Source organism: Fictibacillus sp. KU28468 (genome assembly GCF_026153615.1).
Classification (GTDB): Bacteria; Bacillota; Bacilli; order Bacillales; family Fictibacillaceae; genus Fictibacillus_C; species Fictibacillus_C marinisediminis.
The window spans coordinates 2,771,398-2,790,631 of the sequence record NZ_CP110666.1 but is presented as its reverse complement, the minus strand read 5'-3'; the positions used below and the strand labels follow the sequence as shown (position 1 = coordinate 2,790,631).

The window sequence follows — 19,234 nt, the reverse complement described above, 5'->3', positions numbered from 1 at the left end:
TAATCGTTAAAAGAGCCCGTTTAATCTAAAAAAAGGGCAAAAAAATGGTCAGCATTTTTATTTCCAACTTCGATGTTTTGTCATAGAATAGAAGTACAAGAATGAGCCAGCTTTGGATTGAATTTTCTTTTTTTAGGGAAAAGTGACAATACATCTTACCCAGGGGAAATTATCCCTTCATAGGTTACAATACGGTTAGAAGGGAGAGAACGAAATGGAAATAGAAAGAGTCAATGAATTTACAATTAAATTTTTCATAACGTATAGAGATATTGAAGACCGAGGTTTTGATCGTGAGGAAATCTGGTCCGACCGTGAGCGGGGGGAAGAACTGTTCTGGGAAATGATGGATGAAGCCCACCAGCAGGAACAGTTTCCTTTAGAGGGTCCGCTTTGGATTCAGGTGCAGGCCATGGATAAAGGGCTGGAGATTATAGTAACTAGAGCACAGATGTCAAAAGACGGCACCAAGCTTGAATTGCCTCTAGGTGATGAAAAAATCGATCTTCCTGTAGATAAAAATATCGAAAAGATGCTTGATCAGCAGTTTACGCCAGACGATCAAGAGGAAGCTGAAGATATTGAACTTGCAGACGAAGATTATTTGTCCTTTCTGTTAATCTTCAGTGATTTTGAAGATATGATCATGTTATCCCACAACATTGACAGTTCTTTATTCGCAAATTCCCTTTATCACTTTGATAATAAGTATTACTTGTATGTTACGTTCAATCCAGAAACAACGGATAGGGAGCAGGATGATTTATTATCTCAGCTGCTCGAATATGGCACAGATTCTGATGCATCCATCCATCGAATTCAAGAGTACGGAAAACAGATTATTGCTGAGCGGGCACTTGAAGACATTTCGGCTCACTTTACATTGTAAGCACGCACCGATTTCATTACTTGGAATCGGTGTTTTTATTTTGAAGAAAGCCAGTTCCCTGTTTACTCCAACAAGAGCTGGAGCTGGACAATATATCTATGCAGTTCATTGAAAAAAACAGACGATGATCGCCTGTTTTACTTAACTAGCTTCCATTGGTGCTGCCGATTGCGGGTTTTGGTACCGCCGCCGTGTGAAATTTCTATTGTGTAAGGTTTTAGTTCAGGAAACGTTGAACCTTCTTGAAGTTCCACACGCTGTCCTCTTTTTACTTTGCCGCCACCATGGCCTGCTTCAGCATATGTCCCGTTTACGTTTACGGTTTCTCCGGATTTAAACATGATCATACCTTCTTTCTGTTCATATTTAAGCTCACAAGTTGAATGATAGTCTGACAAATATAGTATAGCAATACATGAAAATATTTCCACTCTAAATCAACCATCTTCTTGAAAATGGGATTTCTTTACCATAAAATAAAAGAAAAAAGAGGTGATGCAATGCTTGTTGCCCATACGAGCACAGGTAAAAGAATCAGTCTTCATACCGGCTACTCGAAAGAAGAGCTGAGGTCTATTCAAAAAAGCAGCGGTTTTTATTGTCCCCAATGCAATGAAAAAGTTCAGATCAAAGCGGGAAACATGAAGATCTGGCATTTTTCACACGTTCCCGGCGTTACCAAGTGTACTTTATCCAGAGGAGAATCAATGTACCATCTGCTCGGCAAAAAGCTCTTGTATGAACATGTCAATAAGGAATTTCCCAATGCACTTCTGGAACCATTCTTTCCGGATATCTCCCAGCGCCCTGATATATGGATACCACCCCAGATTCCCATAGAGTTTCAATGCTCTGCTATTCCATCCTCCATTTTGATTGAAAGATCCAAAGGCTACATCAGCAGGGGATTGACCCCTTTTTGGATCCTCGGTAAGAAAAGGCTTAAAACACTTAGTTCCACTACTTTTCAGATCTCATCATTTGATTGGCTGACCGCCCGAATTTCTTCTGTTAACCACTTGCCCTCACTTTATTACTTCTGTCCTGTTGAAGCAAAAGTGTATCATCTCTCCTCCATTGTTCCTGTTACATCAACAAGAGTGTATGGAAAGCTTGATTCATATCCCCTATGTGAATATTCCTTTCAAACTCCTCATCATCTTCAACCATCAAAAAGAGATTCCCCATTGTTTCAAGTTAAATCCTGGCTGAACGCAAAAAAACAATGGAGACTCCACGCCTTTAAACAAAACCATCAAACCTACCGCCAACTGAAAATCCTCTTTTTTAAAAATCATTCAACGCTTACTTACTTTCCTTCTGAAGCAGGGATGCCTGTCCCTTTTGCTTATACTCTAAAGGAACCTTCATTTATATGGCAGTCATATGTGCTGCTGTACTCCATCATTCCTGTACAGATTGGTGAATCCATTCAGTTCTCCAGCGTATTTAACCATATGAAATGGCTTATCCATAAAAAAATAATAACTCTGCGGGAACTGCCGCTCATTGCAGATGTACATTATTCATTTGCTGTTATGCATTATCTTAACCTGCTTTGCTTTTATGGGATCATTAAACGAGTTGGAAAAAAAGAGTTTGTAAAGATCAGAGACCCCGTTTTCCCAATTACGATGAATCAGGCATTGGCCAATGATTTTATTTTAATGGAGTCAGGGGTAAAACATGGTGTGAATATTCTGTTTTCTGGTAAAATGTAGGTATGCACGAAATTAAAGCAGGAGGTGCCGCTGCATGGCTCAAACAAAATCAAAATCTCTTCCGAAACGAGAAGAATTATTACAGCAGGATACATGGGATCTTGAAGCCATTTACGCAACAAATGACAAATGGGAAGAAGAATTCAATGAAGTTAAAGGCCTGTTGCCTGAATTGAAGGAATTTCAAGGAAAACTTGGAGAATCGGCAGAAACGCTCTATCATTACTTTCAAAAACAGGACGAGCTCACAAAAAAGCTTGGGAAGCTCTATACATACGCCCATATGCGGTACGATCAAGACACAACAAACTCTTTTTACCAAGGATTGAATGACCGGGCATCAAATCTAGCAACTCAGGTAAGCAGTTCTTTATCATTTGCTGTACCGGAAATTCTGTCGTTGCCCGAGGAGACCATTCAAACCTATGTTAAAGAGTATAAAGAACTGGCCTTATACAAGCATGCCTTGGATGAAATCAACCGCCAGCGGCCGCATGTTCTTTCTAAAGAGGAAGAAGCTCTTCTGGCTGATGTCAGTGAAGTGACGGCAAGTGCCAGTACCACATTCGGAATGCTCAACAATGCCGACCTTAAATTTCCTGAAATCAAAGATGAGAACGGAGATGAAGTCGAGGTTACACATGGCAGGTACATCCGGTTTCTGGAAAGCAGCGACCGACGTGTAAGGGAAGATGCGTTTAAAGCTGTTTATGGAACGTATGATAGATTTAAAAATACATTTGCAAGTACGCTGGCAGGTACCGTGAAAAAAGATAACTTTTTTGCCAGGACAAGAAAGTTTGAGTCTGCAAGGCAAGCCGCTTTAGACAGCAATAATATTCCTGAAAAAGTGTATGAAAATCTCGTTAAAACAGTGAATGACCATCTTCATCTCCTTCATCGTTATGTCGACATCCGAAAGCGGGCACTGAATGTAGATGAACTTCATATGTACGATCTGTATACACCGCTAGTTCAGGATGTGAAGATGGAAGTTCCTTATGAGGAAGCGAAAAACCTTGTGTTAGAAAGCCTGAAGCCTATGGGCGAAGAGTATGTGGGTATCGTGAAAGAGGGCTTGGAAAAGCGCTGGATTGATGTACATGAAAATGCAGGGAAAAGAAGCGGAGCCTATTCATCTGGAGCATACGGGACGATGCCTTATATATTGCTGAACTGGCAGGACAATGTTAATAACCTGTTTACATTGACACATGAAATCGGGCACTCGGTTCACAGCTATTATACGAGAGAATATCAGCCATATCCTTATGCTGATTATTCCATCTTTGTCGCTGAAGTAGCTTCTACCTGTAATGAAGCGCTGTTAAATCACTACATGTTAAATAAAACAAAAAATAAGCAGGAAAAGCTTTACTTGTTGAATCACCACTTGGAAGGCTTCAGGGGGACGGTATTCCGTCAGACCATGTTTGCAGAATTTGAACAAGCTATCCATGTTAAGGCAGCAAACGGTGAGCCATTAACACCAGAACTTCTCACCAAGATTTATTACGATCTAAATCTGAAATATTTTGGTGAGAATGTGGTGATCGATAAAGAGATCGGCCTGGAATGGTCAAGGATTCCACATTTCTATTACAATTTCTATGTGTATCAATACGCTACTGGCTTCAGTGCGGCAGCTTCTCTTTCAAAACAGATCCTGGAAGAAGGAGAAAGTGCAGTTTCCCGTTACATTGACTTCTTAAAAGCCGGAAGCTCTGATTATCCAATAGAAGTGCTGAAAAAAGCAGGAGTTGATATGACGACGTCTAAACCGATCGAGGATGCATTAAAAGTGTTTGAAGAAATTCTGGATGAGATGGAAGACCTGCTATTTGAGAAATAAAAACAAGAGGAGCTCTTTACCGGTTAGACCGGTAAAGAGCTCCTTTAATTGTGAAAGGGTCTTTTCAATTTGTTTCGGTAATTGATACATAACATGAAAAGAAGGATGGAAAGAAAAAGCAAGGGAACGGATAAAGCAAGAGAAATCATTTTTAACAATGAAAGGAGAAAAAAATAAAAGCAGCCGGCAATAAAGAATAAGGACATTGTGAATAAGAACAAATACATGGCGACCCTCCTTGTCTCCATTGTATTCACCCTGTTCAGCCGCTATTCAAAAAAAGACGGACCTTTATGTGAAAGGTCCGTCAGTCAACCGACTTGTGATGAATTGTATCTCCAGAATGTACCGTACTTTACCGGAACACGTTCTACCACCTGTTGAAGAACGAGCTTTTTCATGGCTGTTTCTATCTCATTGGCTGCCAAGTTGTACACGACGGAAAGCTCTTTCGTTGCGACGAACCGGTAAATTTTCATGAACTCTTCAAGAGGGGGAGGGGATTTGGGTTCAGGATGAAACCCAAGCATCTCGCCAATAATTTCAACATAAATCGAATATTGATAGCTGCCGGCAATTTTTATTCCGTCTTCTTCGGCCTTATCATTAAATATGATAAGGGTAGGAATCTGGTCGATTTCCATTTCATTTGTAAATTCCCAATCGCATTGAAGGGCTTTTATAGCCGATTGTGAATGCATATCTTTTATGAATTCATAAGCGTCCAAGCCAACGTTCTTGGCGATTTCAAAAAGCACTTCTTCTTTTGAAATGTTTTGCTTCTGCAAAAATAAATGCTCTCTAAGCTTGCGCAAAAATTTGTTTCCTGACTGCTTGCCTTGAAGTTCCGCTGCTTTAATGGCAAGGAATACAAGGTAGGGCGCAAGGATGGGATCTTCAAACCAGAGATCACCGTCACAGCTCATGCCCGTCATATTGGCTGTTTTTTCCCATCGGTCTGCAATTCGTTCAGCAGACTGATAGCCTTTCCGTCTTCGAAATGAATTTAAGGAGTCCAATTTCCCGCCAATGATGTGCCTTAATGTGAAATATTGTCCATACTCAACCTGCAATTTCTTTAAGATAGGTTCCAGCGCCCAGCATTCGGGGCATAATGGGTCAATGACAGAGTATAATTCCAAGGGCTTATGACAGCTGGAAGCAGTAAAGTTACCCTTGTGCTTCGCTTCATAAGGATATTCGGCTTCAAAAGGTGTCAATATTTATTCTCCTTTCCATGGCTATCATCGGACGTATTTACCATATGATAAGCAGTCATGGTTAGACGGCTGATAATAAAATCCTTGAGGGGGCCTTCAAGGGATACAGAATCCATTGCTTTCCCCATACACTCCAGCCAAGCTTTTGCATGGCGCTCTGTAATCGGAAAAGGCATATGCCGTGCTCTTAGCATAGGATGCCCATGTTCCATCGTGTATAATGAGGGACCGCCAAGAAACTGAGTAAGAAATTGAATCTGTTTACGTGCAGTTTCAGTAAGATCATCAGGAAACAGGGGCGCTAGATCCTCGTTTTGTTTGACATGTTGATAAAAATTGGTGACCATTTTTGTAAGAACAGCCTCTCCGCCCAGATGTTCATATGGGGTCATATCCATATCATTCATGGTGAAAACTCCTTCAAGCATTTTTCACAAAATCAGATTCATTAACTGGGATTTGGGTGACCGATGATCACGTTCAAAAAATCCTCAGAGTTTGTTTGTTTTCGAACTCCGCATTTGATGATGCGATAAACTTATTGTAGCAAGGGTATAGCCGGATTAGCAAACATTAGGATTCCCGGAAAAGCCCATAAAAAAACCGCACCTTTCATAAGGGCGGTCAAGCATTCATGCTCTGGTATGATTCCATCACTTTATTTACATAATTTTGTGTTTCTTGAAAAGGAGGGATGCCTCCATATTTAGCTACATTGCCAGGGCCAGCATTATAAGCTGCGAGAGCAAGCTTTTCATCACCGTTATAGCGGTCAAGCATCTGTTTAATGTACTTCACGCCGCCTTCGATATTATCTTCAGGGTTATAGGGATTCTGTACACCAAGCGCCTTTGCCGTCTCAGGCATGAGCTGCATCAATCCCATGGCACCTGCCGGGCTTTTGCTTAATGGGTTAAAACCTGATTCATGCTGTATGACCGACCGGATCAGGCTGGGGTTTACATCATATTTAGCACTGATTCTTTCAAGAATTGAATCGATATCTTTTGCTCCGGATGGGTGCGTTAGCTGTAATGAAGGCTTGGTATTCGGAACAGCCGGCAATGCAGAGACTGTCTTCACTGGTATTACTGGTTCTCCACCAGGCTGATCTAACCCCGCGGCTTCACTCAACTGCTGAAGAATCATGGCAAAGGGTGAAGATACAGGAGCAGCTGCTGTCCCATTTACATTTAACTGCTGAATCGCTTGAAGCTCCATCAGCATTTTTATAGCATCAATTTTCATTTTTGTTCTCTCCTCAAACTATATGTATAATCATATCAAATGAGGAAGAATTAAACAATTAGAGTTCGCTGTTTTTAGCTTCAAAAAAACGTTGTATTTTATTGAGTGTTTTTCTTTCAGGTATTCCGTATTGCTTCAAGAATGTGTTAAATTCAAATTCACCTTTTTTTCTTTCTTTCGCTTCATATTCCAGTTCGTAATCGATAACGGAAAGATATTGATTTTCATCGAGGACAAGGAGGCCGTCGGTGGTTTCTTTTTCCGCTCGCTTCGTTTTCAGCGTTCCAAGGTAAACGATGCTTTTCGGATCAACGCCTAAATCGGTCAGGATGGAATAAACATGGCCTTCTGCAAACTTTTGGTTATTCATGTAAGAGCTGTATTCTGCTTCGCTGAGTTGTTGATGCGTTTCGAGCAGTCCATCGGGATGAGGCTGCTTTAAGGTTAAAACAAAAGATCCGTTTTTTTCGCGGATTCGCAGGGCACAGCGGTGACTTTTAAGTGAAAAATCGGGAGTATCGAAATAATGGTTCGTCTGTGTGGTAAAAGACTCTTCCTTGAGTGAAAGTTCATTAGATAACAGGAAGAATTCATCAGGGGTGAGCATATTTTTAAACTCTATTTCAACTTCTTGCTCCATATTTAGCACTCCTTCGTATATGTACTGCACGAATCCCATTATGACACAGCCTTATTTGATTCTCAAATGACAAAATGTCTCTATAATTGTGTTAAACTAAAGAGTAGAATAATTGTTTTTAGGAGGTACAGCATGGCAATCAGACATAACATAAATCAAGCAGAAATAGGTGAACAGCTTACACTGAGCATAGAGAAGGGTGAAGGCTTTTCCGAATGGAAAGACGGCAGCAGGATGCTTGTTGATTCGGATCAGCTTTCATTCATCTATGTCATGGAAACAGAGGATGACCTCGTATATATTTCGCTGCCAGAGCAGTTTTGGGGACAATTGAGTGAAGCCCTTTCTAAAGAACTTCCCGTTGTACTAAAAACAGCTGAAGAAGACCATTCCTTCGAGCTGTCTGCTCTGCATTCTGAACTGTCTTATTTGCTCGAAAACATAAAAGGCAACAGCAATTATGGCGATAATATGCTTGAGGCTGTAGAACGATTGTTTCCAGCGAATAGCAAGTAATAACAGGAAGGTGGATGAGGCAATGGATTGGGAGACCCTTCTCGCCCCCTACAAACAAGCAGTAGATGAATTAAAAGTAAAATTCAGAGGAATAAGGGAACAATTTCAGAAGACCACAAAGCAATCACCGATTGAATTCGTCACAGGAAGGGTAAAGCCTATTAATTCTATTTTGAATAAGGCGTGGCAAAAAAATATACCGTTTGAAAAAATAGAAGAAGAAATTCAGGACATTGCCGGTTTGCGCATCATGTGCCAGTTTACGGATGATATTAAAAAAGTGACAGATATGCTCAGGAACCGCAAAGACTTCGAAATAGTTGAAGAGCGGGATTACATCACGAACAAAAAGCCAAGCGGCTACAGATCCTATCATCTGGTCATCCGTTACCCTGTGCAGACCTTGGAAGGGGAGAAGCCCTTGCTGGCAGAAGTTCAAATCCGTACGCTGGCGATGAATTTTTGGGCAACCATTGAGCATTCTTTAAACTATAAATATCAGGGACAGATCCCGAAAGACATTCAGCTGCGCCTGCAGCGGGCAGCGGAGGCGGCAGGCCGTCTGGATGAAGAAATGGCTGAGATCAGAGGCGAGGTTCAGGAGGCACAAATCGTATTTTCGGAAAGAACGGATGATGGGAAAGGATCCAGTCCGACTACATAATTTCTTCGAAAGAAGGTGATCCATTCGTGAATTTTGCCATTATTTCAAAAGGCGACCAAAAGTCAAATACGCTGAAACAAAAAATTAAGACCTATCTGCAGGAATTTGAGCTGCAATACAATGAGACGGAACCGGATATCGTGATTACGGTTGGCGGGGATGGCACATTGCTTCACGCTTTCCATCACTATGTACACCGGATTGACCAGACGGCATTTGTCGGGATTCACACGGGCCACTTAGGCTTTTTCGCCGATTGGGTGCCGGATGAAGTGGAAAAGCTCGTGATTCATATTGCAAAAACACCCTACCAAATTGTAGAATATCCGCTTCTTGAAGTGACAGTACGCTATCTGGATGATGTTGATGAAAAAAGCTATCTCGCCCTTAATGAATGTACAGTCAAAAGCGGCGAGGGCTCTCTTGTCATGGATGTGGAAATTAAAGGTGATCTGTTTGAAACGTTCCGCGGGGATGGACTCTGTATTTCTACACCATCAGGAAGTACGGCTTATAACAAGGCTCTTGGAGGAGCGATCATTCATCCTTCACTTCCATCCATCCAGCTTTCGGAAATGGCTTCGATCAATAACCGTGTATTCCGTACAATTGGTTCACCCCTGGTGCTTCCTCAGCATCATACATGCATGCTGAAACCGGTGAACGATGTGGATTTCCATATTACCATCGACCATTTGTTTCTGCTGCAAAAGAAAGTCAAATCGATACAATGCCGGGTAGCTGAAGAAAAGATCCGGTTTGCCCGATTCCGTCCTTTCCCATTCTGGAAACGGGTGAAAGAAGCCTTCGTTACCGATTAACAGGAGACATTATGACCACATTTACAATAACGTGGAAGGTTAAAGAAAATGAGGCTGGTTTGCTGCGTGAATTTTTGCGGCTTCATAAAAATATTTCTAAAAGCGCACTGGCTGATATTAAGTTTACAGGGGGAGAGCTTCTCGTAAATGGAGTACCTTCTACTGTCAGAAAAAGTGTGAACACCGGGGATGAGGTTGAGGTCCGGTTTCCACCCGAGGAAATCAGTTCTCATATGGAGCCGATTCCTATGCTGCTTGATATCCTGTATGAGGATGAACATCTTCTCCTCGTAAACAAGCCTGCAGGGATTCCTACCATACCATCACGCTACCAGCAGAACGGCTCCCTTGCCCAGGGAGTCCTTTCCTATTATGAACAGGAAGGGATTCAGAGCACATTTCATGCCGTCAACCGTCTTGATAAGGATACTTCGGGTCTCGTCATGATTGCGAAGCACCGTTTTGCACATTCGTTATTGTCTCAGCAGCAGAAGATAAAGGCGATCAAGCGAACCTATCTAGCAGGTGTGGAAGGTAGGTTTGAGAGTCTAAGCGGGACAGTGGACGCCACCATTGGAAGGAATCCTGATAGTCTGGTTGAAAGGATGGTCACAGATCAGGGTCAGAAGGCCATTACTCATTTTAAAGTGCTGAAGGAGTTGGCGGGGAACAGTCTTGTTTCTCTGCAGCTTGAAACCGGTCGTACCCATCAGATACGCGTTCATATGGCCCACATCGGACATCCGCTGCTCGGAGACGACCTATATGGTGGACAAGTAGATCTGATTGTCCGACAGGCCCTCCACAGCTGGCAAGTCTCCTTCTATCATCCGTTAGAGGAAAAGATGATGAACGTAGAGGCACCGCTGCCGCAGGATTTACAGCATCTTTTTGGAGACGTAGCAGAACAGTAAAAAAAAAGCCCTTTTGGGGGCTTTTTTTGTTGGTCCAGTTCTTACAAGAAACTCCGAAACTTTTCTTCAACAAATGGCATAGACGAAGGTACAGAAACGGTCTGTTTCTCAGGATGGCGCAGGGCAGTCAGGCGGTTGCCGAACACGCAGCCGGTATCAATGTTAATGGTGCCATTCACTTCCCGCGGTTCTAAGACAGGAGTATGGCCATAGACGATGCAGGCATTCCCGCTATAATGACTCGCCCAATCCCTTCTAACGGGTGTTCCGTCCGGATTGGTTTTACCCGTAATATCACCGTACAATACAAAGGTCTCAACTTTCTTCCCGGTCTTCCCGATATAATCCTCTCGAATTCCGGCATGGGCAATCACAAGCTGGCCATGGTCAAGTACAAGATATAGGGGAGAGCTTTCATACAGCTCCATGAAATGATTTTTCACCTGATTAAACTCGCTGGGCGGAAGCTCATTTAGCTCAGCTACGGTTGTTTCCAGTCCGTGAGTAATCTTAACATTACGGCCCAGGAAATATCGGTAAAGCTTATTGCAGTGGTTTCCCGGAACATACAAGGCTTGATCAGCCTTGAACAGCTGATAGACATGTTCCATCAATTTGATAGAGCAGGGGCCACGGTCCGTAAGATCACCAACGAAAACCAGTTTCCGATCCTCATCATGTACAGGCATTTCATTTTTCCATATGTATCCTAGCTTCATGGTTAGTTCATAATATTCATCCCAGCAGCCGTGAATGTCTCCGATTACATCGTAGTTCATGTTCGTCACCTCAATTATCCTTTACTTACTATAACCTCAAGAGAAAAGAAAAACACCTGCAATAACAGGTGTTTTACTCAAACATATATTTTCTTGTCCTTGATCGAACATTGAGCACGAGGCCAAAAGCGATCATCTGGGCCAGAACCGAACTTCCTCCGTAACTGATGAAGGGGAGTGGAATTCCTGTGATCGGCATGACCTGAATATTCATTCCGATATTTTGGAAAACCTGGAACGTGACCATCCCGATTACACCTGCACACAGGTAGCTTCCAAATGCTTCATTGCTTTCTAATGCTGTATTGATCATTCGGTAGATCATAAGGAAGAATAAAGAGATCAATACGCTTGTACCGATAAAGCCCCATTCTTCACCAACGATCGAAAAGATGAAATCCGTTTGTGCCTCTGGAAGGTAAACAGACCCATGGGTAAAGCCCTTTCCGAACAGCTGTCCTGAACCGATGGCCATTAAGGCGTTCCGGATATGGTAACCTTCATCTTTGTGTCCATAGGGATCAAGCCAGGCGTAAAAGCGTTCCAGCTGATATTCATCAAGGATATGATCCAGGAAAAATTGCGGGAAGGTAAAATAGATCCAAACCAGCAATGTGATAAAAAGAACGCCTATTAAAATGATCACGGCAATAATCCGCCACCTGATTCCGGATACGAGCATCAGACTCAGTGTAAGGGCGATAAACACCAAACTCGTACCGAGGTCAGGCTGCATCAGGATGAGGAGCATTGGAGGCATGACGATCAGCGCAATTTTACCAATAAGCAGCAAATCTTCATGCAAGGTCCGCACAATATATTTTTCGTTATGGGTTGCGATGGTATTGCTGATCGAAATAATCAAGGCGACCTTCATCAGCTCTGATGGCTGAAGAGCGAAGGGACCGAAGCGGAACCAAGCTCTTGCCCCATTAATATTCGGTACAAGAGATTCAGGAGCAATTACAATCCCGATCAAGAGCAGGATGCCGAAACCGTACAAATACCATGATAGTTTTCTAAACTGGTCAAAATCCAGAATCATTACACCGGCAACAGCGAAAGCGCCGACCACGTACCACATAAGCTGCTTGATAACAAAGTTAGAATCATATTGTGCAATTTCCTGAGCACTGTATATGGCCATACAGCTTATGCATATCATTAGAAACAGTAAAAATATTAAATTATAATCAATCTGCTGCAGCGGGGACTGCCTGTTATTTTCCATTGCATTCATACTCCTTATCTCGGATAACATGTTCTATCTTACCGAAAAATGAGAAGTTTGCATACTGAAAAGGGGGACATTAATTTGACAATTACATTACTTATTTTTTATAGTGGACAAAATCAAGTGGTGCATACTGATATATAAGGAGTTTTTATATCATACATCTTGGGTAAATAAGTACTTATTGTAAAAAAGGAGGTAGCTATGGGAGGCCATGCTTCATTTTCTTCACTCGTCATCGTCATTTTAACAGCATTCTTTATACCAATTCTGCTCAACAAGTTTAAGATCAGGTTTTTACCGGTAGTGGTCGCGGAGATCATCGCCGGAATCATCATTGGAAAAAGCGGGTTTGATATTGTTCATGCGGGAACATGGCTGGATATCCTTTCTGTGCTCGGTTTCATCTTTTTAATGTTCTTAAGCGGGCTCGAGATTGATTTCTCGGTGTTTGCTCCAAGTGCAGAGAAGAAAAAGCTGGCGAACGGTAAGACAGAACCGAACCGGCTTGCTGTCTCCACCATTATTTTTACTTTGATTTTCGTTATCTCTTTTGCTTTATCCATGGTCTTTGTATGGACCGGGTTTACTGATAATGCGTTCTTTATGACGCTGATCATCTCGACTATATCATTGGGAGTCGTTGTACCGACTTTAAAGGAAGAGGAGTTGTCCAAGACTGGAATCGGCCAGATTATTCTTTTGATCGCGGTCATCGCCGATCTCGTCACGATGATCCTGCTCGCTGTATTCGTTTCTCTTCAATCGGGAGACAGCGGACAGATGTGGCTTCTGCTTATTCTATTCGGTGCTGGCATTGTACTTTATTTTATCGGAAAGTACATGCGCCATCATACGTTTCTTGAAACACTTTCTAAAGGGACAGTACAAATTGATACACGAGCCGTGTTCACGCTAATCATCGTTCTAGTTGGTGTTTCTGAATCCGTAGGTGCTGAAAACATCCTGGGAGCCTTTTTGGCAGGGGTATTAGTCTCACTTCTTTCTCCAAATCAGCATATGGTCCATAAACTGGATTCCTTTGGCTACGGATTTCTTATTCCGATCTTTTTTGTTATGGTCGGTGTGGAGCTGGACTTGGTTTCTGTATTAAAGGACCCGAAAGTGCTCATCTTGATTCCGTTGCTGCTTTTAGGGCTCTTGATTTCTAAATTTGTTCCTATAATAGTGCTGAGAAAATGGTATGACTGGAAGACTGTACTGGCATCAGGATTTTTATTGACGTCTACCTTATCACTCGTAATTGCCGCGGCAAAGATCGGTGAAAGGATTAAAGTAATCGATTCAAGAACATCATCAGCCTTGATCTTGACGGCGGTCATCAGCTGTATTATCACACCGGTGTTCTTTAAGAAGCTGCTTCCAAGAAAAAAAATCGAAAACGCCAAAGAAAGATTGGCCATCATCGGTGCCAATCAATTTACACTTCCGGTTTCCAAAGAACTCGACAGCGGGCGCTATGAAAAGAAAGTCTATCACACGAGACAAAAAGAAAAAGATCCGAAGCAGCTGGAATCCTTTGAGATCATCGAACTGGAGGACTATTCAGCAGACACACTACAAAACAACGGTGCCTTTGATTCGGATATTCTGATCGTAGCTACGGGTGAAGACGGTGTGAACGAATCGATCGCCCATGAAGCCAGCAATTATGGCATCAAACGGGTCATCACCCGAATTGAGGATCCCGTGAAAAGGGAAGAGCTGGGCAATAAAAATATTGAAGTGTACTCTGCCTTTTTCAGCTCTCAGGTACTGCTTAAGATGATGATTGAGAATCCATCCGTCGCGAGCTTTCTATCCCATAATGACAATTCTTTATACGAGATTTCAGTGAAAAATATGGATTATCATAAAACCGCACTCCGAAACTTCCCTCATTTTGGAGATGCGATCATCGTCAGGATTTTCCGAGGCAAGGATTCTATCGTTCCTCATGGCGATACCGAAATTTTGTTCGGTGATAAGCTGATTGTGACAGGCAGCAGGGAACATATTAAAGAGTTAAAGCGTGTATTAAGGTAAAAGAAGACGCACGAAAGCATGCTGTTTTTTTTCAGCAGCCTGCTTTCGGCGTCTTTTTGTATGAAATTACGTCCATACTAACGATAAAAAGGAGTGATGAAAATGAGTTTGCCAATCGTTAGATGTCCTCAATGCCACAAAGAAGCAGAGATTGATGCCGTACTGACGGCTCAGTCCAATCAAAATGTAATCTTTAACTGTCCCGGCTGCGGTTATGAAGCCCGAAATATTGAAACGAGCAAAGGATAAAAAAGATAAGAGGGTTCTAGTATTTCCTTTCTTTTAAAATCTGTTATACTAATATTAGGACTAGGTACTAATAACAATTGCTAATATGGTCCGAATGAAATTTATCCTGCCATATTTAATAAGGAGGAACTACAAAATGAATCTATCACTTGAAAACCGTACATATGTCATTATGGGAGTTGCCAACAAACGAAGTATTGCATGGGGGATTGCTCAGTCGCTGTCTAAAGCAGGAGCAAGGCTTATTTTTACATACGCTGGCGAGCGCCTCGAGAAAAACGTAAGGGATCTTGCTGAAACGCTTGAGCGCAAGGATTCGCTGGTTCTCCCTTGTGACATTACGAACGATGATGAAATTAAATCTGCTTTTGAGCAGATTAAAGCTGAAGTCGGGGTAATTCATGGGCTTGCCCACTGCATCGCTTTTGCGAATACAGATGAACTAAAAGGTGAATACCTGAATACGACGAGAGACGGGTTCTTACTCGCTCATAACATCTCTTCTTATTCGCTTACTGCGGTTGCTAAAGAAGCACGCGGCCTAATGACAGAAGGCGGAAGCATCGTAACATTAACTTACCTTGGAGGAGAGCGTGTCCTTCAGAACTACAACGTAATGGGTGTTGCCAAGGCTTCACTGGATGCGAGCGTGAAATACCTCGCGAGTGACCTTGGAAAAGAAAACATTCGTGTAAACGCGATTTCGGCCGGTCCAATCCGTACGCTCGCTGCGAAAGGAATCGGCGACTTCAACAGCATCTTAAAGCAAATTGAAGAAAAAGCCCCTCTCCGCCGTACAACGACTCCAGAAGAAGTTGGCGATACAGCTCTATTCCTGATGAGTGATCTTTCAAGAGGCATTACAGGGGAAACGATTCATGTGGACAGTGGGTACAGCATTTTAGGAAACTAATCCTTGTATAATAATATTTAATCCGCCAGCCAGTATACCCGGTATATTGGCTGGTATTTTTTTATGATTAATGCTGAAAACGGTGCGATGAGCAAACCGATCGAAATTCTCGATCTCATCTTATCCCTCCTTCAGTTTTATCACTTCACCGCAATGGTTTTACAAAAGTAAGAAGGGTTAGGCTGCATCCATTGTGGGAGCGTAAAGGTAAAGCGGAATGGCAAGTACAGAAAAGTGGTTGATTTCTGTTTCAGGATGCTCGCTTTTACCGGCGTAAACGCCTACTTTCGCGGGGCGGTCTCACCTGTCCCGTTAGTCCCGCAGGGCAAGGAAGGCTTCGGCAGCGTTATATCGCACGAAGAAAATGTGAAATTCATTTTCGAGGAGTCTCGCACCTTGCACTCCAATCAACTTGTCAATGAAGCCTATTTACAAAAAGGTTCCCAAAGCAACAATCTTTTAGAAATGAGCCGTATAAAAAGGGTTTCGTGGCAGGGAAATGGCTGAAAATGGCCGCATAAATAACCGAGGACAAGCGGATAGCATAAAGTGATTGTAGGGTAATGCATCTGGAAAGAGGGATGTTCGTTGAAGAGAATGAGGAGTGTTTTATGCTAGTATCTGTTGTAATGCCTGTTTATAATGGTGAAGCTTTTTTAATGGAATCTGTTGATAGTGTCCTTAATCAAACCTATAAACATTTCGAATTAATCGTTGTAAACGATGGATCCACAGACCGTACGAAAGATATTCTGAGTTCATTGAATGATGATCGAATAAAGAGTATTCATCTGGAAAAAAACGGTGGAGCTGCAAATGCATTAAATATTGGCATCAAGGAAGCCAAAGGGGATTGGATAGCGATTCAGGATGCTGATGACATCAGCTTACCGAACAAGTTAGAGGAACAGATACGTTATATCTGTGAACATCCGGATGCAACCGCTGTAGGTTCTCTTATAGAATGTATTTCAGGCCATGCTGAAGTTCCTATGAGAAATCTGCAAATAGAAGCCACTAGAAATCACCTTTCTTCCAAAGAGCATATTAACGCTTATCGTTTTTATTTAAACCCTTTTTGCCACGGATCAGTTTTATTTTCTAAATCAATTTTTAATCAAATAGGGGGCTATGACCCTCAATATAAAATATGTTATGACTATGATTTATGGTTAAGGATGCTTGAGTTAACCCCCATTCATAAAATACCTATTGTGTTGTACCAGTATCGAGTTCATTCTGGGTCGATCAGCCGGAAAAACCAGCAAACGATAAATGAAGATTGGCTAGTAGCTTCTAAACATTTAAAAAAACAATTACAGGAGCGTTTTAAAAGAGCGCCGAGTTTTATCGTATTTGGCAAAGAAGAGGCCTGCGAAGATTTTAAACAAGTCAGTTTAATGAACAGAATAGACGTATCAGGATATTTTTATAAAGATTTTGACAATGATGATATGCTGCAGCTTTATTATGAGAGGAACATCGATGGGATTATTTTTTTAGAAGATATTAGCCTGATAAGCCTGTTTTATAAACTGCAGGAAAAAGGATTAGAGCTGAATAAAAACCTGTATAAAATTTGGGCAGGATATTATAAATAACACTTGCTGTAAGGATAAGAAAGTAACAATAGTTTTGAATGGGAGGCAGCAGCATGGCCATTTTAGTTACGGGAGGCGCAGGTTATATTGGCACCCATACGTGTGTGGAGCTTTTAAATAAAGGCTATGACATTGTTGTGTTAGATAAATTGTCCAATAGTAAAAGAGAATCAGTCAACCGAGTAATGGAGATTTCAGGCAGAAATTTTAAATTTGAGCATGTTGATCTTGTAGAGAAAAAGGAACTGGAAAGAGTTTTTACCGAGAATAAGATTGAGGCTGTCGTCCACTTTGCCGGATTAAAGGCAGTTGGAGAGTCAGTGAAAAAGCCTCTTGATTATTATCGAAATAATGTCTTGGGTACGATTTTGCTTTGTGAGGCAATGCAGCAATTTGGTGTGAAAAATGTGGTGATTAGTTCTTCTGCCGCAGTTTATGGTACAACGAAGCAAATGCCAATAGCAGAAGATGCACCGCTTGGTCCGGATAACCCTTATGGACGGACGAAGCTGATGATCGAAGAAATACTTCGAGATCTCTATGTTTCAGATAGCGAATGGAGCATTGCTCTCCTGCGATATTTCAATCCTGTTGGAGCACATGAAAGCGGACGAATTGGGGAGGATCTGAACGGAATTCCTAGTAACTTAGCACCCTATATCACACAGGTCGCTGTCGGGAGATTGAAGGAAGTTAATGTCTTTGGCAATGATTATCAAACAAAAGACGGTACAGGAGTCAGGGATTATATCCATATTACTGATCTGGCAAAGGGACACTTAAAGGCGTTAGATAAAGTGTTGGCCGGCAATGGTATAGATGCTTATAACCTTGGGACTGGAATAGGGTATAGTGTGATGGAAATGATTGCAGCGTTTGAAAAAGCAACTGGACAAAAGATACCTTACAAAGTGGTGGACCGCCGGCCGGGAGATGTTGCTGTCAGTTATGCAGACCCGGCAAAAGCCAAGAGGATGCTAGGATGGGAAGCCCAAAAGGGGATTGATGAAATGTGTGCTGATGCCTGGAATTGGCAGAAGAACAATTTATATGCTTCATTGATAAAAAATGACTCAGTTATAGGAGAGTCCGAATGTTAGTTTCAGTTGTCATGGCTGTTTACAATGCTGAAGACTATAATGTATAACTCCATGGTTTTTTGCCTATACATCCCCTTAATTGCTGAATAGATTAAACTAATTCAATGTATTTAAGTTTCGGGGGTGTACGATGCTTAACACTGGGAATGAACGGATATTAATCATAGCACCACACTCCGATGATGAAGTATTGGGTTGTGGAGGATTGATTGAAAGGGCATGCAGGTTAGGAAATCATGTGAAAGTTGTCATTGCAGCATTAGGTGAAACAACATTCATCCATTCCGGAATGAAAGTGACAGCCGATATTAGAAAAAAGGAACTGTCCGATGCCTTATCATTTTTGGGCTGTGAAGATTATGAAGTCATGTTTGAGGATAAAGAAGGGATATTGGACACCATTCCGCAAAAACAATTAGTCTCAAAAATTGATGATATCTTGGTGAGTTTTAAACCCTCAATGGTGTTCATACCATATCCGAGTTTTCATCAGGATCATAAAGCGCTTTTTCATGCCTGCATGGCCAGCTTAAGGCCACAGCCGCATCTAAATTATAAGTTGATTGCTATGTATGAATACCCTTTAATCGTCTGGCAATATCCCCGAATTAACAATGCGGGTGAGCTTTTCTTGGATCTTGGTGAAAAAATAGATATGAAAGTAGAAGCAATGAAGATGCATGTTTCCCAAATCCGTGAGTCCCAACATCTTATTTCACCAGAAAGCATAAAGAAATGGGCAGAAAAAAGAGGGATGGAGAACGGGTCCCAATATGCTGAGAAATATTATATTTTACGTGCACAGCTTTTCTAGCATCATGCCAGGA

Annotated in this window: 21 protein-coding genes; 14 read left to right on the top strand and 7 right to left on the bottom strand. The window is 41.9% G+C overall.

The features are described from left to right. Positions 1–214: 214 nt before the first annotated feature. The gene (mecA, locus tag OKX00_RS14455; RefSeq protein WP_248252375.1) at positions 215–889 is read left to right on the top strand and encodes an adaptor protein MecA; all 675 of its coding nucleotides are present in this window, start codon (positions 215–217) and stop codon (positions 887–889) included. Between the two features lie 137 nt (positions 890–1,026). Here the strand turns inward: mecA and OKX00_RS14450 are convergent, their stop codons facing one another. Then, positions 1,027–1,230 (bottom strand): YjzC family protein, encoded by a 204-nt coding sequence (locus OKX00_RS14450; RefSeq protein ID WP_265407800.1) that lies wholly within the window; start codon positions 1,228–1,230, stop codon positions 1,027–1,029. 159 nt (positions 1,231–1,389) lie between these two features. Here OKX00_RS14450 and OKX00_RS14445 point away from each other — a divergent pair, with 159 nt between their 5' ends. Next, positions 1,390–2,610 (top strand): competence protein CoiA, encoded by a 1,221-nt coding sequence (locus OKX00_RS14445; RefSeq protein WP_265407799.1) that lies wholly within the window; start codon positions 1,390–1,392, stop codon positions 2,608–2,610. A gap of 34 nt (positions 2,611–2,644) precedes the next feature. After that, a complete protein-coding gene (gene pepF, locus OKX00_RS14440) occupies positions 2,645–4,462 on the top strand; it encodes an oligoendopeptidase F (RefSeq protein WP_265407798.1) in 1,818 nt (605 codons plus the stop codon). Between the two features lie 311 nt (positions 4,463–4,773). On the opposite strand, the gene OKX00_RS14435 is transcribed toward pepF, so the two are convergent. The 4 genes from OKX00_RS14435 to OKX00_RS14420 form a co-directional block, all read right to left on the bottom strand. After that, positions 4,774–5,682: a ClpXP adapter SpxH family protein gene (locus tag OKX00_RS14435; RefSeq protein ID WP_062231412.1), complete on the bottom strand. Its 909-nt coding sequence runs from the start codon at positions 5,680–5,682 to the stop codon at positions 4,774–4,776. Further along, complete coding sequence (locus OKX00_RS14430) at positions 5,679–6,089, bottom strand: globin domain-containing protein (protein ID WP_322114321.1); 411 nt, start codon at positions 6,087–6,089, stop codon at positions 5,679–5,681. The genes OKX00_RS14435 and OKX00_RS14430 overlap by 4 nt, the downstream gene beginning before the upstream one ends. Before the next feature lie 217 nt (positions 6,090–6,306). After that, positions 6,307–6,930, bottom strand: coding sequence for a lytic transglycosylase domain-containing protein (locus OKX00_RS23250; protein WP_322114320.1), 624 nt, complete (start codon positions 6,928–6,930; stop codon positions 6,307–6,309). 58 nt (positions 6,931–6,988) lie between these two features. Beyond that, entirely contained in the window at positions 6,989–7,570 is a 582-nt protein-coding gene (locus OKX00_RS14420) for a CYTH domain-containing protein (protein WP_265407797.1), read from the bottom strand. A gap of 132 nt (positions 7,571–7,702) precedes the next feature. Between OKX00_RS14420 and OKX00_RS14415 the strand changes: the two genes are divergently transcribed. The 4 genes from OKX00_RS14415 to OKX00_RS14400 are packed head-to-tail and all read left to right on the top strand — an operon-like array spanning position 7,703 to position 10,485. Further along, positions 7,703–8,086, top strand: coding sequence for a UPF0738 family protein (locus OKX00_RS14415; protein ID WP_062231418.1), 384 nt, complete (start codon positions 7,703–7,705; stop codon positions 8,084–8,086). A 22-nt stretch (positions 8,087–8,108) separates the two neighbouring features. Further along, positions 8,109–8,750 (top strand): GTP diphosphokinase, encoded by a 642-nt coding sequence (locus OKX00_RS14410; protein ID WP_053354744.1) that lies wholly within the window; start codon positions 8,109–8,111, stop codon positions 8,748–8,750. 26 nt (positions 8,751–8,776) lie between these two features. After that, positions 8,777–9,571 (top strand): NAD kinase, encoded by a 795-nt coding sequence (locus tag OKX00_RS14405; RefSeq protein WP_053354743.1) that lies wholly within the window; start codon positions 8,777–8,779, stop codon positions 9,569–9,571. An 11-nt stretch (positions 9,572–9,582) separates the two neighbouring features. Continuing rightward, positions 9,583–10,485, top strand: coding sequence for an RluA family pseudouridine synthase (locus OKX00_RS14400; protein WP_265407796.1), 903 nt, complete (start codon positions 9,583–9,585; stop codon positions 10,483–10,485). A gap of 41 nt (positions 10,486–10,526) precedes the next feature. On the opposite strand, the gene prpE is transcribed toward OKX00_RS14400, so the two are convergent. Together prpE and OKX00_RS14390 are read right to left on the bottom strand one after the other, a co-directional pair. Next, positions 10,527–11,264 carry a bis(5'-nucleosyl)-tetraphosphatase PrpE gene (gene prpE / locus OKX00_RS14395; RefSeq protein WP_062231422.1) on the bottom strand — a complete coding sequence of 246 codons (738 nt, stop codon included), beginning with the start codon at positions 11,262–11,264 and terminating at the stop codon, positions 10,527–10,529. A gap of 73 nt (positions 11,265–11,337) precedes the next feature. Continuing rightward, positions 11,338–12,495, bottom strand: a complete 1,158-nt coding sequence (locus OKX00_RS14390) for an FtsW/RodA/SpoVE family cell cycle protein (RefSeq protein ID WP_053354740.1) — start codon at positions 12,493–12,495, stop codon at positions 11,338–11,340. Positions 12,496–12,702: 207 nt separating this feature from the next. Here OKX00_RS14390 and OKX00_RS14385 point away from each other — a divergent pair, with 207 nt between their 5' ends. From OKX00_RS14385 to OKX00_RS14355, 7 genes are all read left to right on the top strand, one after another. Beyond that, on the top strand, positions 12,703–14,544 hold the full coding sequence (locus tag OKX00_RS14385; RefSeq protein WP_265407795.1) for a monovalent cation:proton antiporter family protein: 1,842 nt from the start codon (positions 12,703–12,705) through the stop codon (positions 14,542–14,544). A 102-nt stretch (positions 14,545–14,646) separates the two neighbouring features. Next, complete coding sequence (locus tag OKX00_RS14380; protein ID WP_091006588.1) at positions 14,647–14,793, top strand: hypothetical protein; 147 nt, start codon at positions 14,647–14,649, stop codon at positions 14,791–14,793. Positions 14,794–14,929: 136 nt separating this feature from the next. Further along, the gene (gene fabI, locus OKX00_RS14375) at positions 14,930–15,706 is read left to right on the top strand and encodes an enoyl-ACP reductase FabI (RefSeq protein WP_265407794.1); all 777 of its coding nucleotides are present in this window, start codon (positions 14,930–14,932) and stop codon (positions 15,704–15,706) included. A gap of 234 nt (positions 15,707–15,940) precedes the next feature. Further along, the gene (locus OKX00_RS14370; protein WP_265407793.1) at positions 15,941–16,213 is read left to right on the top strand and encodes a hypothetical protein; all 273 of its coding nucleotides are present in this window, start codon (positions 15,941–15,943) and stop codon (positions 16,211–16,213) included. A gap of 104 nt (positions 16,214–16,317) precedes the next feature. Beyond that, a complete protein-coding gene (locus OKX00_RS14365) occupies positions 16,318–17,307 on the top strand; it encodes a glycosyltransferase family 2 protein (RefSeq protein ID WP_062231429.1) in 990 nt (329 codons plus the stop codon). A 53-nt stretch (positions 17,308–17,360) separates the two neighbouring features. Beyond that, entirely contained in the window at positions 17,361–18,407 is a 1,047-nt protein-coding gene (galE, locus tag OKX00_RS14360; RefSeq protein WP_265407792.1) for a UDP-glucose 4-epimerase GalE, read from the top strand. A 130-nt stretch (positions 18,408–18,537) separates the two neighbouring features. Further along, positions 18,538–19,221 carry a PIG-L deacetylase family protein gene (locus tag OKX00_RS14355; protein ID WP_053354734.1) on the top strand — a complete coding sequence of 228 codons (684 nt, stop codon included), beginning with the start codon at positions 18,538–18,540 and terminating at the stop codon, positions 19,219–19,221. Positions 19,222–19,234 lie beyond the last annotated feature (13 nt).

Excerpts from the sequence above, each read along its gene's own strand:
- mecA (WP_248252375.1), top strand. The coding sequence starts at position 215 with ATGGAAATAGAAAGAGTCAATGAATTTACAATTAAATTTTTCATAACG.
- OKX00_RS14450 (WP_265407800.1), bottom strand. The coding sequence starts at position 1,230 with ATGTTTAAATCCGGAGAAACCGTAAACGTAAACGGGACATATGCTGAA.
- OKX00_RS14445 (WP_265407799.1), top strand. The coding sequence starts at position 1,390 with ATGCTTGTTGCCCATACGAGCACAGGTAAAAGAATCAGTCTTCATACC.
- pepF (WP_265407798.1), top strand. The coding sequence starts at position 2,645 with ATGGCTCAAACAAAATCAAAATCTCTTCCGAAACGAGAAGAATTATTA.
- OKX00_RS14430 (WP_322114321.1), bottom strand. The coding sequence starts at position 6,089 with ATGAATGATATGGATATGACCCCATATGAACATCTGGGCGGAGAGGCT.
- OKX00_RS23250 (WP_322114320.1), bottom strand. The coding sequence starts at position 6,930 with ATGAAAATTGATGCTATAAAAATGCTGATGGAGCTTCAAGCGATTCAG.
- OKX00_RS14420 (WP_265407797.1), bottom strand. The coding sequence starts at position 7,570 with ATGGAGCAAGAAGTTGAAATAGAGTTTAAAAATATGCTCACCCCTGAT.
- OKX00_RS14415 (WP_062231418.1), top strand. The coding sequence starts at position 7,703 with ATGGCAATCAGACATAACATAAATCAAGCAGAAATAGGTGAACAGCTT.
- OKX00_RS14410 (WP_053354744.1), top strand. The coding sequence starts at position 8,109 with ATGGATTGGGAGACCCTTCTCGCCCCCTACAAACAAGCAGTAGATGAA.
- OKX00_RS14400 (WP_265407796.1), top strand. The coding sequence starts at position 9,583 with ATGACCACATTTACAATAACGTGGAAGGTTAAAGAAAATGAGGCTGGT.
- prpE (WP_062231422.1), bottom strand. The coding sequence starts at position 11,264 with ATGAACTACGATGTAATCGGAGACATTCACGGCTGCTGGGATGAATAT.
- OKX00_RS14390 (WP_053354740.1), bottom strand. The coding sequence starts at position 12,495 with ATGGAAAATAACAGGCAGTCCCCGCTGCAGCAGATTGATTATAATTTA.
- OKX00_RS14385 (WP_265407795.1), top strand. The coding sequence starts at position 12,703 with ATGGGAGGCCATGCTTCATTTTCTTCACTCGTCATCGTCATTTTAACA.
- OKX00_RS14380 (WP_091006588.1), top strand. The coding sequence starts at position 14,647 with ATGAGTTTGCCAATCGTTAGATGTCCTCAATGCCACAAAGAAGCAGAG.
- fabI (WP_265407794.1), top strand. The coding sequence starts at position 14,930 with ATGAATCTATCACTTGAAAACCGTACATATGTCATTATGGGAGTTGCC.
- OKX00_RS14365 (WP_062231429.1), top strand. The coding sequence starts at position 16,318 with ATGCTAGTATCTGTTGTAATGCCTGTTTATAATGGTGAAGCTTTTTTA.
- galE (WP_265407792.1), top strand. The coding sequence starts at position 17,361 with ATGGCCATTTTAGTTACGGGAGGCGCAGGTTATATTGGCACCCATACG.
- OKX00_RS14355 (WP_053354734.1), top strand. The coding sequence starts at position 18,538 with ATGCTTAACACTGGGAATGAACGGATATTAATCATAGCACCACACTCC.